13 protein-coding genes and 1 pseudogene are annotated in these 14,794 nt (G+C 59.4%); 10 read left to right on the top strand and 4 right to left on the bottom strand.

All coding sequences use genetic code 11. The features are described from left to right. From ACFX4T_RS02020 to ACFX4T_RS01995, 6 genes are all read left to right on the top strand, one after another. The coding region (locus ACFX4T_RS02020; RefSeq protein WP_159702371.1) for a hypothetical protein at window positions 1-243 on the top strand (243 nt) is incomplete at its 5' end. Between the two features lie 208 nt (window positions 244-451). Next, window positions 452-1,696: a CdaR family transcriptional regulator gene (locus tag ACFX4T_RS02015; RefSeq protein WP_216923833.1), complete on the top strand. Its 1,245-nt coding sequence runs from the start codon at window positions 452-454 to the stop codon at window positions 1,694-1,696. An 88-nt stretch (window positions 1,697-1,784) separates the two neighbouring features. Beyond that, on the top strand, window positions 1,785-2,714 hold the full coding sequence (locus tag ACFX4T_RS02010; protein ID WP_377650628.1) for an ACP S-malonyltransferase: 930 nt from the start codon (window positions 1,785-1,787) through the stop codon (window positions 2,712-2,714). After that, the gene (locus ACFX4T_RS02005) at window positions 2,711-3,772 is read left to right on the top strand and encodes a beta-ketoacyl-ACP synthase III (RefSeq protein ID WP_377650614.1); all 1,062 of its coding nucleotides are present in this window, start codon (window positions 2,711-2,713) and stop codon (window positions 3,770-3,772) included. The genes ACFX4T_RS02010 and ACFX4T_RS02005 overlap by 4 nt, the downstream gene beginning before the upstream one ends. 114 nt (window positions 3,773-3,886) lie before the next feature. Beyond that, window positions 3,887-4,132 (top strand): acyl carrier protein, encoded by a 246-nt coding sequence (locus ACFX4T_RS02000; RefSeq protein ID WP_011692310.1) that lies wholly within the window; start codon window positions 3,887-3,889, stop codon window positions 4,130-4,132. Window positions 4,133-4,264: 132 nt separating this feature from the next. Then, the gene (locus tag ACFX4T_RS01995) at window positions 4,265-5,500 is read left to right on the top strand and encodes a beta-ketoacyl-[acyl-carrier-protein] synthase family protein (RefSeq protein ID WP_377650613.1); all 1,236 of its coding nucleotides are present in this window, start codon (window positions 4,265-4,267) and stop codon (window positions 5,498-5,500) included. 119 nt (window positions 5,501-5,619) lie between these two features. Here the strand turns inward: ACFX4T_RS01995 and ACFX4T_RS01990 are convergent, their stop codons facing one another. From ACFX4T_RS01990 to ACFX4T_RS01975, 4 genes and pseudogenes are all read right to left on the bottom strand, one after another. After that, the gene (locus ACFX4T_RS01990) at window positions 5,620-6,123 is read right to left on the bottom strand and encodes a DUF3145 domain-containing protein (RefSeq protein WP_216923837.1); all 504 of its coding nucleotides are present in this window, start codon (window positions 6,121-6,123) and stop codon (window positions 5,620-5,622) included. Window positions 6,124-6,350: 227 nt separating this feature from the next. Continuing rightward, window positions 6,351-7,277 carry a tyrosine recombinase XerC gene (locus tag ACFX4T_RS01985; RefSeq protein WP_377650612.1) on the bottom strand — a complete coding sequence of 309 codons (927 nt, stop codon included), beginning with the start codon at window positions 7,275-7,277 and terminating at the stop codon, window positions 6,351-6,353. 65 nt (window positions 7,278-7,342) lie between these two features. After that, window positions 7,343-8,590 (bottom strand): DNA-processing protein DprA, encoded by a 1,248-nt coding sequence (gene dprA, locus ACFX4T_RS01980; protein WP_377650611.1) that lies wholly within the window; start codon window positions 8,588-8,590, stop codon window positions 7,343-7,345. After that, window positions 8,587-10,020: pseudogene (locus ACFX4T_RS01975) on the bottom strand (YifB family Mg chelatase-like AAA ATPase); the annotation flags it as partial. The gene dprA and the pseudogene ACFX4T_RS01975, both read right to left, overlap by 4 nt. Before the next feature lie 26 nt (window positions 10,021-10,046). Here ACFX4T_RS01975 and ACFX4T_RS01970 point away from each other — a divergent pair. The 4 genes from ACFX4T_RS01970 (at window position 10,047) to ACFX4T_RS01955 (ending at window position 14,451) form a co-directional block, all read left to right on the top strand. After that, window positions 10,047-11,582 carry a recombinase family protein gene (locus tag ACFX4T_RS01970; protein WP_377650610.1) on the top strand — a complete coding sequence of 512 codons (1,536 nt, stop codon included), beginning with the start codon at window positions 10,047-10,049 and terminating at the stop codon, window positions 11,580-11,582. Window positions 11,583-12,014: 432 nt separating this feature from the next. After that, window positions 12,015-12,245 (top strand): hypothetical protein, encoded by a 231-nt coding sequence (locus tag ACFX4T_RS01965; RefSeq protein WP_377650609.1) that lies wholly within the window; start codon window positions 12,015-12,017, stop codon window positions 12,243-12,245. A gap of 123 nt (window positions 12,246-12,368) precedes the next feature. Continuing rightward, window positions 12,369-14,024: a phage/plasmid primase, P4 family gene (locus ACFX4T_RS01960; protein WP_377650608.1), complete on the top strand. Its 1,656-nt coding sequence runs from the start codon at window positions 12,369-12,371 to the stop codon at window positions 14,022-14,024. Window positions 14,025-14,259: 235 nt separating this feature from the next. Further along, on the top strand, window positions 14,260-14,451 hold the full coding sequence (locus ACFX4T_RS01955) for a hypothetical protein (RefSeq protein WP_377650607.1): 192 nt from the start codon (window positions 14,260-14,262) through the stop codon (window positions 14,449-14,451). The last annotated feature ends 343 nt before the right edge of the window (window positions 14,452-14,794 follow it).

Raw genomic sequence — 14,794 nt, 5'->3', positions numbered from 1 at the left:
ATCCGCCAATTCATCCCCAACGACTTCGCCTCCCTCGGAGCAGACGGCTTCGGCTTCTCCGACACCCGCCAAGCCGCACGCCGCTACTTCAAAAACGACACCCACTCCATCGTCGCCAAAACCCTCCAACTGCTCGCCGCCAAGGGAGAAGTGGAAGAAGGTGCCCTGGAAAAGGCCATCGATAAGTACCGGCTCTTGGATGTAAACGCCGGCACCACCGGCGGAGCAGGCGGAGACGCCTAACAAGCCGGGTACCCGTAAACCAGGGCAACAGTCCAGGTTGTAGCAACTCAAGCAGTAACCGCGACGGCGGCTTCCAGCGGAAGGTGGGAGCCGCCGTCGGGCGTTTAATAAAGGCCTTTCAGCGCTCAACATGACGTGACGAGCGGCAACATAAGTTGTAGCCTTCGCACAAATGGAGCTTGCCTGAGATGCACCGTATGCTCGTTCCATGGCAGAGCCCAGCAAAATCACTACAAAGCGCAAAGCAGCAACCCAGGCATTGTCGCCGGAAAAGGCGGAGACCCTGCGGCAGCTCCGTGCAAATGTAGGGCAATTGTCCACCAGCACCATGCGTCAGCTTGAAAAATCGCTGCCTTGGTACGGTCGGCTGAGCTCTGATGAACGCTCCGCCTTGGGGCTCGTGGCCCAAAATGGCATTGCCGCTTTCGTGACCTGGTATGAGCGCCCCAGTTCGCCGTCGTGGATCCTGACCGACGTCTTTGGTAATGCGCCTACTGAACTGACCCGCTCCATCAGCCTGCAGAAAGCCTTGCAGTTGATCCGGATTGTGGTGGAGGTGGTAGAGGACCAGGTTCCTGTGATCGCCCCTGAATCGGACCAGCCTTCGCTGCGCGAGGCGGTGCTTCGCTACTCCCGGGAAGTGGCGTTCGCGGCCGCGGATGTCTATGCCCGCGCAGCGGAATCACGGGGATCCTGGGATACCCGGCTTGAGGCGTTGATCGTGGACGCAATCCTGCGGGGTGAGAACACAGACGCGTTGCGATCAAGGATCGCCGCCCTGGGCTGGAAGGCGCAGGAGCGCTTCACCGTCATGGTGGGCAACTCGCCATCGGAGCCCAGCGCTAGCTACGTCAGCGATTTACGCCGGACTGCCGGCCGTTTCGCAGAAGACGCGCTGGTTGGAATCCAAGGTGACCGCCTCATCCTCATCCTCGGCGGGGTCCAAGACCGCGACACTGCGTACGTAAAACTCAGTGAACTGTTTGCGCCGGGCGCCGTTGTCTACGGGCCGGAGGCTGGCTCGTTGCTGGAGGCCAGTACTTCGGCCCAGGCCGCCTTCGCTGGCCTTACCGCCGCGCGCGCCTGGCCCTCGGCGCCTCGACCTGTTGCAGCGGACGATCTCCTCCCGGAACGCGTTGTTTCCGGGGATGATGCGGCCCGGCGGTCACTCATCAAGAATATTTACCGCCCGCTGCTGGCAGCCTCAAATGGCTTGGTGGAGACCTTGGGAACGTACCTCGAGTTGGGACATTCATTGGAGGCCACGGCGCGTGAATTGTTCGTCCATGCCAACACGGTGCGCTACCGTTTGAAGCGTGTCTGCGATGTGACAGGCTGGGATCCGCTCCTTCCAAGGGAAGCTTTCGTACTTCAAACTGCCCTGGTGGTGGGCCGGCTTTCGGCCCAGCCCAAAGCCGCCCCCGAGCGTCACGCATCGCGTTCACAGAACTGAACCGTTGTAGACTTCCTACAAACTGACCCAGTGAGCTTGGTGTACGAAAACACCAGTGGATCACGTGGCAATTTGGAAAGCTGGATACGTGCTTGCAATCGTCTGCCCTGGACAGGGCTCCCAGATCCCTGGATTTTTGGCCCCTTGGCTGGAACTCCCCTCCGTCGAAGGCCAATTGGCTACCCTGAGCGAGATCGCAGGCATCGACCTCAAGGCCCACGGAACTACCTCTGATGAAGAAACCATCAAAGACACCGCAGTGGCCCAACCCCTGATCGTCGCCGCGGGCTTGGTGGCGGCCAAGTCTTTGTTCGACGTAGAACTCAACACGCTTCCGGTTGTCCTTGCAGGTCACTCCGTCGGTGAAATCACCGCTTCAGCCCTTGCCGGCGTCCTCACTGAGCAGGAAGCCATGACTTTCGTCCGCGAGCGGGCCAACAGTATGGCTGCCGCAGCTGCGGTAACCCCGACAGGCATGAGTGCCGTCGTAGGTGGCGACCCCGCGGAGGTCCTTGCAGCCATCGAGGCATCGGGCGCCACTCCCGCCAATGTGAATGGAGCCGGCCAGACGGTGGCCGCAGGAACGTTCGAGCAGCTTAAGGCTTTGGCGGACAACCCACCGGCCAAGGCTCGCGTCATTCCCCTGAAGGTCGCCGGCGCCTTCCACACGGCACACATGGCTCCCGCCGTGAGCGCATTGGAAGCCCTCAAGCCTTCCTTGTCGCCGCAGGACCCGACTGTCCCCCTGCTGTCCAACTATGACGGCCAGGAAGTTAAGGCAGGTTCTGCCGCCGTCGACAGCATGATCGCGCAGGTCTCCAGGCCCGTCCGGTGGGACCAGTGCATGGAGAACCTCTCGACCCGCGGAGTTACCGGCCTGATCGAACTGGCTCCCGCCGGCACGCTGGCTGGTTTGGCCAAGCGTGGAATGCCAGGGGTCAAGACAGTTGCTGTCAAAACCCCGGATGATTTGTCCGCGGCCCTGGCACTTTTCGCCGAATTGGAGGGACAGGCGTGAGCACCCCCGTACTCAACAAAGCTACTCTCAACGAGAATGCCCGCATCCTGGGCATCGGCGCTTATCGTCCCGATGTCATCGTCACCAACGACGACGTCTGCCAGTGGATCGACTCCTCCGATGAATGGATCCGGCAGCGTACTGGCATCATCACCCGCCACCGGGCAGCCGCTGACGTCAGTGTCATCGACATGGCCGAAGGTGCCGCCCGTGAAGCCATCCAGCAGGCCGGGATCGAACCATCGCAACTGGGTGCGGTCATCGTGTCCACCGTGACCCACCCGTACGCAACGCCATCGGCCGCCGCTGCCCTTACGGAGCGTTTGGGCGCGACGCCGGCACCCGCCTTCGACATCTCCGCTGCCTGCGCAGGGTACTGCTACGGCGTTGCCCAGGCAGATGCGCTGGTGCGCTCCGGTGCTGCCGAATATGTTCTGGTGGTTGGCGCCGAGAAACTCTCGGACGTCATCGACAACCACGAACGCACCATCTCGTTCCTGCTCGGCGACGGCGCCGGCGCAGTAGTGGTGGGCCCCTCTGACACTCCCGGCATCGGACCTTCGGTATGGGGCTCGGATGGCAGCAAGTGGGACGCGATCGGAATGACCCACTCCTTGGAGGACGTCAAGAAGCTGGGTGAATCCGCCCGTCACTCGGACGAAACGGATGACCTTGCAATTATCTCTGCAACGCAGGATGTTTGGCCTACGCTGCGTCAGGACGGCCAGACCGTTTTCCGTTGGGCCGTGTGGGAAATGGCCAAGGTAGCCCAGCAAGCGCTGGACGCTGCCGGAATCGAAGCCAGCGACCTCGCCGCTTTTGTTCCCCACCAAGCGAACATGCGCATCATCGATGAGATGGTGAAGAAGCTGAAGCTTCCCGAAACAGTCCTCATTGGCCGCGACATCGCCCAAGCCGGCAATACGTCAGCTGCTTCCATCCCCCTGGCCACGCACCGCCTGCTTCAGGAGAACCCTGAACTCAGCGGTGGGCTGGCATTGCAGATCGGCTTCGGCGCCGGATTGGTATTTGGCGCCCAGGTTGTCGTTCTGCCATAGACCTGGACAGTCCCCGCGGCCTCCAGCCAACTGAATATGACCTACAAACCCAAACCGTAACCGCGGTTTGCCCCCTTTCCGGCATAGCCGGCACAACAAGAAAAGGAGCCAACAATGGCTAGCAACGAAGAAATCCTGGCCGGCCTGGCTGAAATCGTCAACGAAGAAACGGGCCTGGCTACCGAAGCCGTCGAGCTGGACAAGTCCTTCACCGAGGACCTGGACATCGACTCCATCTCCATGATGACCATCGTCGTTAACGCCGAAGAGAAGTTCGGCGTACGCATCCCGGACGAAGAGGTCAAGAACCTCAAGACCGTCGGGGACGCCGTCAGCTTCATCGCAAACGCCCAGGCCTAAGCCTGAAACCTGCTGTGCCGGGCCAGGGTGCTTGACCCTGTGCCCGGCACAGCCGCAGTAACGCCCAAAGTTTTTCCTGCCGCCCCTGCAAAAACTGCAGATGGGACGGCTGATCCGACAGAGAGTGATCGCATGGCACGCAAAGTAGTCATAACCGGTCTGGGGGCCACCACTCCCATCGGCGGCGACGTCCCCACAATGTGGCAGAACGCGCTGAAAGGGGTCTCAGGTGCCCGCACGCTCGAAGACGAGTGGGTGGCCAAGTACGACCTCCCCGTCCACTTTGCTGCCCGGTGCTCGACGCCGGCCCTGGAAGTCCTGAGCCGGGTGGAAGCCAAGCGTATGGACCCGTCCACGCAGTTTGGTGTCATCGCTGCCCGGGAGGCCTGGGCTGACGCGGGCATCCAGGACATCGACCACGACCGCCTGGCGGTGGCGTTTGCCACGGGTATCGGCGGCGTATGGACGCTCCTTGATGCATGGGACACGCTCAGGGACAAGGGTCCCCGAAGGGTCCTGCCCATGACCGTTCCCATGCTGATGCCCAATGGCGTAGCCGCTGCCGTCAGCCTTGACCTCGGCGCCCGTGCCGGAGCCCACACTCCAGTTTCAGCTTGCGCATCCGGTACTGAGGCCCTGCACCTCGGCTTGGACCTGATCCGCTCGGGCAAGGCCGATGTGGTCATGTGCGGTGGAGCGGAGGCTGCGATTCACCCAATGCCCTTGGCGGCTTTCTCGTCCATGCAGGCACTCTCCCGCCGCAATGACGATCCCGAGCGCGCTTCCCGCCCGTACGACATAGACCGTGACGGCTTTGTCATGGGTGAGGGTGCAGGCGCCCTGGTACTTGAAGCCGAAGAGCACGCGATCGCCCGCGGCGCCCGCATCTATGCTGAGCTTGCCGGAACCTCGGTCACGGCTGACGCTTACCACATCACAGCTCCTGACCCCGAAGGTCTCGGCGCCACCCGTGCACTCAAGGCCGCAATGTTCGACGGCAGGATCCAGGCTGAGGACGTAGTCCACGTCAACGCCCACGCCACCTCCACTCCCGTAGGTGACAGGCCGGAGTACACGGCCCTGCGTGCCGCGCTGGGGGCTCACGTGGACAGCGTTGCCGTATCTGCCACCAAGTCCCAGATGGGGCACCTGCTGGGCGCCTCCGGGGCCGTAGAGGCTGTCCTCACCGTCCTGGCCGTCTACGAGCGCAAGGCACCCGTCACCATCAACCTCGAGAACCAGGATCCCGAGATCCCCCTCGACGTCGTAACCTCCGCCCGTGACCTGCCTTCGGGCGACATCGTCGCACTGAGCAACTCCTTCGGCTTTGGCGGACACAATGCCGTCATCGCCGTCCGCAACGTCTAAGACCTGCGTTCGCCGGATGCCGCGAGGTAAATACCCTAGGTAAATAGAAGAGAAGGGCCCACCAGCAGGTGGGCCCTTCTCTGTTGCTATGGGAATGTTTTGGTGGTCAGGAGTTGCTGCTACCCGACTTGGTGCAGCCACCGGACCGGGGCGCCCTCAGCGGCGTGGCGGAAGGGCTCCAGTTCCTCGTCCCAGGCTTCGCCCAGGGCCAACGACAACTCATGGTAAACGGCCGACGGGTCTCCGGCTCCTGACTCATAGGCATAGCGGATGCGGTCCTCGCTGACCATGATGTTGCCATGCACATCCGTGACGGCATGGAAGATCCCTAACTCCGGAGTGTGCGACCAGCGTGCGCCATCCACGCCTTGGCTCGGTTCTTCAGTCACCTCGTACCGCAGATGTGCCCAGCCCCGAAGAGCAGACGCCAACTGGGCGCCGGTGCCGGGCGTACCTGTCCAGGACAGTTCGGCACGGAACATTCCGGGCGCAGCTGGCTGAGGGGTCCACTCAAGATCGGTCCGCTTGTCCACGACCGATCCGATGGCCCACTCAACGTGCGGGCACAACGCCGTAGGGGCCGAGTGCACGAAAAGGACACCGCGGGTTGTTGCAACAGACATTCCATCCTCCATAGCTGTAGGTACGTCTTCCCCAACGACCTCTGCGGCGGATGTCTTGCTGTTGCTGCCCGGTCCTGTCATTCTTGCGGACCCTGCAGCTATTCAATTTAGCTCTTTGATTGTGACACGAAACGAACCCTCAACCCTAAATTGAAGGTTCGGCCGTGGTGCTTTCATTTTGCCGTACCCTTCCCTTTTCCGCCAGTGCAACTCCTGGGGCGTCATTTTCAGGCCCGGGGGTGGGCCTGCTGGTAGCTCTTCCGAAGCCTGTCCACGGAAACGTGCGTGTATATCTGCGTAGTGGCGAGGCTACTGTGGCCAAGAATTTCCTGCACGGCCCGAAGATCAGCCCCACCATCCAGCAGGTGGGTTGCGGCGCTATGCCTCAGGGCGTGAGGCCCCGTTGCGGCCGTATCGCCGAGTGCCTGCAGCAGGACGGCTACAACCGCACGGACCTGACGTGGGTCAACGCGGTTTCCTCTTACGCCCAGGAACAGAGCCGGGCCGCTCGTGGCAGTTACCAGTGCCGGACGTCCCCGGCGAAGCCAATCGTCGATGGCAAGGGCAGCCGGAACTCCGAAAGGAACGGTACGCTCCTTGTTTCCCTTGCCAATGACGCGGAGGGTCCTTCTATCCTGATCCATGTCATCGATGTCCAGCCCGGCAAGCTCCCCAACCCGCACGCCGGTTGCGTACAACAACTCCACCATTGCACGATCGCGGAGGGCCAGAGGACCTCCATCCGCCGCGGCAGCGTCAAGGCTATCCACGACCCTGAGAACTTGCTGCTGCTGGAGGACTCCAGGCAACGATTTCACGCGTTTAGGAGCTTGCAGGCGAATGGCTGGATCCGTGGCGATGAGTTCCTCCCGCAGAGCCCACTTGGTGAACGCCCGGGCCGTGGCGGCCCGGCGGGCAAGAGTCGACCGGGCCATCCCGGCTTCACTTTGCGCACCCAGCCATCGGCGGAGAGAACCCAACTCAAGTTGATCGAGATCGCGTATTCCCTCCTGGACCGCGAATCCGAGAAGGCTGTGCACATCTGCCAGATATGCGCGGACAGTATGTGCCGACCTCGCGCGTTCACCGTGGAGGTAGCGCTCGAAACCCTCCACTGCACTCTTTAGCGGTGCTGGCAATGATTCTGCGTCCACCCTTCCAACTTTGCCAGCAACATGGACCGTCGCTGCGTATCAACATGCCTCGCGACTTGTCCGCCCTACGCATTCTTGGTGCGCTTCCAGGCCCCCCGTTCAGAGGATGCGAGCCCCAGCAGTCCCAATCGGCCCAAGCCCGCACGCACAGAGTCCGGGCTGAGGCCGGCAACCACCGTGAGTTTCTCCACGGAACTTGCTGATCGAAGAGGTAAGGCATCCAAGAGAATCAGGTCTTCCAAAGACAAACCATCATGGGGTGCGGCCAGCGAATCCTTGTCAGAGACAGTCACCTCGCCGTTCCGCCCGGCCAATTCAGCAATTTCTCCGACGTCCGTCACACAGATCGCCCCGCCATCCCGGAGCAGCCTATGGCAACCAGCCGAATTCGCGCTGTGAATGGACCCGGGAACAGTTGCCACCACCCGCCCAATGCTCTCGGCGTGATGGGCTGTGTTCAATGCGCCTGAACGCCATCGAGCTTCCACCACCACCGTGACAGCCGCCAGCGCAGCGATGAGGCGGTTTCGCTGCAGGAACCGGTACCTTGTAGGAGCAGATCCGGGTGGAACCTCGGAAATCACCGCTCCTTGGTTGGCCACAGCACGAAGAAGGTCCTCGTTCCCGGAGGGATAGAAGCGGTCCACTCCCCCAGCCATGACCGCAATGGTCGGTACGTTTGCGACCCCACCACGGAGGGCCCCACGGTGGGCGTGGGCGTCAATGCCGTAGGCTCCGCCGGACACTACGCAATACCCACGTTGAGCCAAGCCGTAGGCAAGGTCCCCGGTCACAGATGCTCCGTAGCTCGTGCTGTCCCTGGACCCCACCAGCGCGATGGTCTGCCGCATTGAGGGAAGGGGCTGCTCGTGTCCGCGCCACCACAGGCACAAAGGCTCCTGAAGGCCGAGGTCCGACAATTGCTCAGGCCATAGCTCATGGCCGGGAACGATCAGGCGGCCACCGAGCCTCTTCATCGTGTCCAGGTCACGGTCCGGCGCGAGGTCCGGAACACGTGGAGCCCACCGTCGCTTGCTTGCCGTGAGCCCCGGCCAGGAAGCCTGGCCTCCGCTTTCGGAGAGCAAGGTGGAAATTTCCTGCTCGAGGCGTGGCCCGGCAGCGAGTTCGCCGGTCGCGATACCCAGCGCGTCAATAGCTCCAACAGCATGAACCAACGCGAGCCCTACGGAATCCTGTGGTTCCATCAGACGCGCCAAAGCTGCCCGTGCCAGCCTCTCCTTTTCCTGTTTTCCCAACACTGCTGCCTTTGCGCCTTCCGTTGCCACTTCGTCCTTCGTCACGTTGTCCTTCATGCTGTCGTCGTTGCTTGCCGGAGGCCGAGCGCTTGTCCGATGTGGTCTGCAGTGGGAATGTTGCTATGGTCCAGGTCTGCCAGTGTCCACGCCAAGCGAAGGACGCGGTCGTAGCCTCGGGCCGTGAGAATGCCACGCTCCAAGGCCGTGTCCAGGATGCGCGTGGTGCCCGGAGCCAGCCTCAGTTCCCCGCGCAGGGCGCGTCCTGGCACTTGGGAATTGGTCTCAATGCCGAATGCGCCCAGGCGCTCAGCCTGCCGCTGCCTCGCAGCCAGTACCCGTTCTGCGACGGCGTCGGTTCCCTCTTCCATACCTGCCTGTCCAAAATCGGCAAGAGATACGCGTTCCACTTGGAGTTGTATGTCGACGCGATCCAGGAGAGGACCCGATATTCGGCCGAAGTACCGCCTGCGCATTATTGCGGTGCAGGTACAGTCCATTCCCTTGCCCGACGCTTTGCCGCATGGGCAAGGATTGGATGCCAGGACCAGTTGAAAGCGAGCGGGGTAAGCTGCTGTTCCCGCAGAACGGTGAATGACCAGTTCACCGCTCTCCAAGGGCTGTCGGAGGGCATCCAGGACACGTCGTTCAAACTCGGGAGCCTCGTCAAGGAAGAGGACCCCACGGTGGGCCCGCGAGGCAGCACCCGGGCGGGGAAGGCCCGAACCTCCGCCGATGATGGCAGCTGCAGTAGCACTGTGGTGGGGATTCTCGAAGGGGGGCCGCCGGAGCAATGTGCCGCGTGATGAGCGGACCGCCGCCAGGGAGTGAATGGCAGTAACTTCCATTGCTGCCTTGTCCGCCAGGTCCGGCAGAAGTCCCGGCAGACGCTCTGCGAGCATCGTCTTGCCCGCACCTGGTGGACCGGTCAGCAGCATATGGTGGCTACCTGCAGCTGCGACTTCCAGCGCGCGCCGGGCCTCTAATTGCCCCGAGACGTCGGAAAGATCAGGCACGATGCCCACTTCGTCTTCGTTTTCGTCCCCGGGCTCACCGCCGGGCGGGTCGTAGTCCAGGGCGAGTTCTTTGGGGTCCGCGCCGAAGTCGTAGGCGAGCCGGGCGAGAGTCCTGTATCCCCTGACGTGAGCCCCCGGTACCAACGTTGCCTCGGCGACGTTAGCTTCGGCCACGACGATCTCCCGATACCCGGCCTGGACGGCTGCCATGACGGCAGGGAGGATGCCCCTCACCGGCCGAAGCCGGCCATCCAAACCCAACTCAGCAATGAAGACTGTCCCATCGATCGAACGAATGTCCTCGGCAGCACGGAGTACAGCCATGGTGATGGCAAGGTCAAAGCCCGAACCACGTTTGGGCAAGGACGCTGGAATGAGATTTGCGGTGATCTTCCTCCGGCTCAAAGGAATTCCCGAGTTTTGTGCCGCGGAGCGTATGCGTTCTTTGGCTTCGTTGAGGGCGGCATCAGCAAGGCGCCTCTACATGTAACATGATCCGCATGAAGGTCATTATCTACACTCGACAGTCAAAGCACCGTGAGGAATCCATCTCTCATGAGTTGCAGGAGGAGGCTTGCTACGCCTATGCCAAGTCCAAGGGCTGGGAGGTAGTGAAGGCGTTCAACGAAAAAGGCGTTTCGGGCCGCTCCATCGTCAAGCGCAAAGAGTTCCAAGCCGCCGTGAAGATGATCAAGGACAAGAAAGCCAAGGTGCTACTTGTATGGCGCTGGACTCGCTTCGCCCGTAACACCCTAGACGGCTTGATCACCCTCAAGACCATCGAAGAAGAGGCCAAGGGGCAGGTTCATTGCGCCCTTGAGCCAATCGACCGATCAGCCATGGGCAAATTCTCGCTGACCATGATGCTTGGTTTGGCCGAGCTTGAATCAGACACCAAGAAAGAGCAGTGGAATGAAGCTCTGATGTACCGGCTAAGCCGTGGCCTTCCACCGTCTGGAAGTAAGCAGTTTGGCTACTCCAAGGCGAATGGCTCCTACGTCCTTAAAGAGGATGAGGCCGCTATCCTCCGTGAAGCTTACGACAGGTACACCAAGGGTGAAGGCGCACGGACTATCTGTGAGGACTTCAACAATCGTGGCCTTGCTTCCGCTGGCCCTAGCGGCTGGCACACAAGCGGATTCTTTGACTTGCTGGATAAGGACTTCTACAGCGGCAAAATCGTCTGGATACCTGACAGGAAAGACCCCGAACATGTACTAAGAGTTGATGGAGCGCATAAGCCGATCCTGACCAAAGCCCAATGGGCCGCATACCGGAAAGCACGCGAAAGCCGGAAGATGCAGGACCGTCCACGCAACACTAAGTGGATGCTCCATGGCCTTGTCTTCTGTGGGCACTGTGGCGGCAAGATGCTTTCTCATATGGCACGTGGAGTTCCTAACCTGTTGTGCGCCAACTACAACGCTGGCGGCAAGGCCGTCTGTCCCGGTATGTTCCGGAAGCGCTCCGTTGTCCAGACCGCAGTGTGGTGGTGGCTTGGCTCCCACTTGGATGAATGGGCATCCGCAATGCCGACAGATGACGAAGCCAGGATCTCAGCAGAGAAGGCCGTTGCCGACGCGGAAGCGGAACTTGAGAGCGCCAATGCTGTGTACATCGATTACCAGCGGTACGCCTTTGAGAACAAGTTGCGGCCCGAGATCTCTGCCCTTGAATTGGCCCGGTACTCCGCTGCCATAGATAAGGCACAAGCCGCACTGAATGAGGCGCTGGCGGAACTCGGAAGCTTCACCCCTGCCGCAGACGTACATGAGCAGATCAGCCAGGGTGCAGTGTTAATGGGTTTCAGTGAGGAACGCCCAAAGCTGGTGACCATCACGGAAGCGACCAAGACCAAGCCAGTGGAAGTGATTGAGGAAGAGACGGAGATATCCGAAGCAGCTACCGCCCAATTCAGGGAAGCCTTGAGCAAGATAATCGCCGGGGTGATTGTCCTCCCACCTACTGGTGCAAGTCCGCGTGACCCTAGCCGGAACGCACTGGCTGAGATAAGGGTTGTACCGGTGATCCCATAGCCCGATTTGCGACTAATGCAAGATTGCTGTAGACTGTCCTCTTCCCGGCCTTCCGGAGCGAACCCTCACCCTCAGTGGTGGGGGTTCCGTCGTTTAAGCGAAACGACGATAGTGTATAGCTCTTTCAGATATGTATATACCCCTAGGGGTTATTCATAAAGCCAGCTTTACATTGTTTGATAAACGGTATGTTAGGAATTAATTTACACGCAAGAGGTTTTTATAGTGTATAATAGAGGTATTGTTAAAAACGACAGAGAGGGAAATTATGGGACTACCTAAAGGGCATCCAAGAAGTCCGCTAGCAGCGGCAAGACAACGACGCTCAATGCTTTACAGAAGCCTTGGCCGACTGGACAGGGAACGCAACCAGTGCGAGCGGCGGATTGAAGCGCTGACCGACATGATCGAAGCACTTGAGAAGGAAGCCGCATGAAAGACCCCCGCCCCAAGCTCTTCTCCATGCTTGCGTCAGTCGCGGAGTCAGTGTCCAGCAGCCTTGACGAGTACACCCGCAAGAACGAGGCCGTCAAAGCCTTGGGCATACTCCCCAGTGATGAACCCGACGCGGTAACTAGGAAGCTTGCATTGGCGGTAGTCGAGCTGCAACAGGAAGTGGCCGAGCTGAGGAAGGAGGTCGAGAACAAAGGAATAAGTAGCTAGATCCTCAGCTCGACCCAAATGAGGGCATCAGGTCACCCGCTTGCCAAGCGGCGCCAAGTTAAAAACAAAACCAAACGAAAGAAGGTCGCATGACCGAACAACTTCAAAGAATGAGGAACTACATTGACAGATACCCAGAACAACATTGCCATGACCGTCGAAAAGTGGCGTCTGGCCGAGGTCAGCAAACATACCCTCGCAGGTAAGGCTGACTACTCCAAACTTGCAGGTGCTGTCCCGCTGACTGATCTGGACGCAGCGCGCACCCTCGCGCAGATCTTCGAACATCACTTGACCTTTATCCCCCACTCCACCAATGGCGGGGACTGGTACGTCTGGAACGGAATTGTTCACTCCAAGGACGAAAGAGGCCTTGTGGATGACTACCTCGCAACCGAGTTCGCCAACGCGCTCAAAGCGACTGCTGACTACGCTACGAACTACCTCAACAACAGCACCATGAGTGACGAGGACAAGGCCGCCGCACGAAAAGGCATGGCCGAACTCTTCCGTTACGCCAAATCAATCCGGTCTGCTGGTGGGTTGAAGAATCTCAAGACTCGCATCCGATACGAGTTCCAACAGGCTCCGGAGTTCTTCGACCACGATCAGCGTTGGGCAGTCATGTCGGATGGACGTGTGATCGACCTTGAGAACATCGACGCCGAACCGCTGGCACCGTCGCCGAAGCTTCCGGTCTCTCGTCACCTTGGAGTCACTCAAACCGGTTCCTGGCTCTCCCCTGAGACATATCCGAAGAAGTGGGGACAGGCCCTTAGCGACTGGACTCCGGATGAGGGGGTGCAGGACTACCTCCGCATTGCCGCTGGTGCTGCCCTATTGGGTAAGGGGGATGCCAAGAACATCGTCACGCTGGTTGGACTCAGCCACACTGGCAAGAGCACCTACATCAATGTTCTCCGTGAAGTGTTCGGCACCTACGCTGGCGAACTTCCTCCAACGGCAATCGTTCAAAAGTATGGTGGCGCAGCCAACTTCGAACAGCACAAGGCACGCGGCAAGCGGTTCCTGTACCTCTCAGAGCCTCAAAAGCAGCGCACAGATGACGCATTCCTTAAGGCCCTCGCTGGTGGTGGTGACACGATCACAACCTCTAAGAAGGGACAGGACGGCGTTGAGTGGCAAGCTCAATGCGTCCTCCATATCGCCGCCAACCACATCCCGAAGTTCGACACGACTGACAACGCGATTGTGGGCCGCATGAACATTGTTGGTTTCGATCACGTCTTTGAACCTGATGCCATGGACCGCAACAAGAACCTTGTCCGCGAGCTTATCGACCAAGAGGGTTCGGGAATCATGTTCTGGATACTGGCCGGAGCTAGGGAGTACTTGGAAATTGGACATATCCCGGTTCCGGAGTCCATCCGCAAGCGCAGCCAAGAAAACGTGGTCGAGTCCTCAGCTCCGTTGATGTGGCTCAACGACATGGTTGAGAGTGGCGTCCTGGTCATCGACAAGCATGCCTACATGAGCGACATGATGACTCCGAAAGATGCCTACCCGATGTTCCAAAACTGGTGCTTTGAGAACGGTGAACCATCGGTGAAGCAGAAGGATTGGCTCAAGGACATTGAGGCGTTCAACAAGATGCCCGCCGACCGTAAAGGTAAGCGCCCCGGAGGTCATGCCCGAGTCTGGGGCGTCCGCAAAAGTGCAGTTTTGGAATCACGAAAATTGCACTTGGGGGAAACCCGAGAGGAACTTGACTTCCGAGACCTCATGAACCAGCTAGAAACTGCACCTCAAGTGCAGTGAGGTGCACCCTAAGTGCAGGGTGAAAACCCCTAGAAATCAAGGCTAGAAAGCCTATAAGTGCAGAAGTGCAATTTTGCTTTATTCAGTAGTAGTAGTCATTAGATTTAGCTCTTAGCTACGCATACAGCTCTATGCAGCTACTAGAAGAAACTTTTTTGCACTTCTGCACAGCACCACCTAACGACGCAACGACATATGACGCTCCTGTATCACCACTAACCCGCTAGGAGCGGAAATGAATGAAGTGCCCGAACACTATGTAATGCCGGAACCTCCCTACGTTGAGGGAATCGAATGGATCAAAGACTCAGAAGGCAACTGGAAGACGGCTATTCCTCCTGTTGACCTTAGGCCGACAGCTGCCGAAGAGTTGGATATGAAGTGCTCTGAGATGGAGTACTTCAATAGCTGGTACCGCAATGATTGAGATCATCTTTGGAATCGGAATCGTTCTGGCGCTACTGCAACACCTAGGGCACCTGAGAAAGCTCAGGAAGATGCACTCTCAGCATTGTACTGCTGATTGTACTGTATAATAGAGATAGGCATTCCTTCGATCTCAGGAGGATTCTATGGAGCTTCTGCCCCTGATGCAGTACATGCCAACCGAACTAATCCCAGTCCTTGGAATCGTAATTATCACGCTTTCCCTCTACCGAGCGATAGCACCGATGTTCAAAAAGCCAAAGCCTGAGGATGACGATCACAACACCCCTGCCGTGGGATAACACGCGCTGACTGCTGGAAAGACAGCACCTAACCCCTCAGAG

It is taken from the genome of Paenarthrobacter sp. YIM B13468 (assembly GCF_042788025.1).
Lineage (GTDB): Bacteria > Actinomycetota > Actinomycetes > Actinomycetales > Micrococcaceae > Arthrobacter > Arthrobacter aromaticivorans.
This window is presented reverse-complemented; position numbering and strand designations above follow the sequence as displayed.

Excerpts from the sequence above, each read along its gene's own strand:
- ACFX4T_RS02015 (WP_216923833.1), top strand. The coding sequence starts at position 452 with ATGGCAGAGCCCAGCAAAATCACTACAAAGCGCAAAGCAGCAACCCAG.
- ACFX4T_RS02000 (WP_011692310.1), top strand. The coding sequence starts at position 3,887 with ATGGCTAGCAACGAAGAAATCCTGGCCGGCCTGGCTGAAATCGTCAAC.
- ACFX4T_RS01995 (WP_377650613.1), top strand. The coding sequence starts at position 4,265 with ATGGCACGCAAAGTAGTCATAACCGGTCTGGGGGCCACCACTCCCATC.
- ACFX4T_RS01990 (WP_216923837.1), bottom strand. The coding sequence starts at position 6,123 with ATGTCTGTTGCAACAACCCGCGGTGTCCTTTTCGTGCACTCGGCCCCT.
- dprA (WP_377650611.1), bottom strand. The coding sequence starts at position 8,590 with ATGAAGGACAACGTGACGAAGGACGAAGTGGCAACGGAAGGCGCAAAG.
- ACFX4T_RS01970 (WP_377650610.1), top strand. The coding sequence starts at position 10,047 with ATGAAGGTCATTATCTACACTCGACAGTCAAAGCACCGTGAGGAATCC.
- ACFX4T_RS01965 (WP_377650609.1), top strand. The coding sequence starts at position 12,015 with ATGAAAGACCCCCGCCCCAAGCTCTTCTCCATGCTTGCGTCAGTCGCG.
- ACFX4T_RS01955 (WP_377650607.1), top strand. The coding sequence starts at position 14,260 with ATGAATGAAGTGCCCGAACACTATGTAATGCCGGAACCTCCCTACGTT.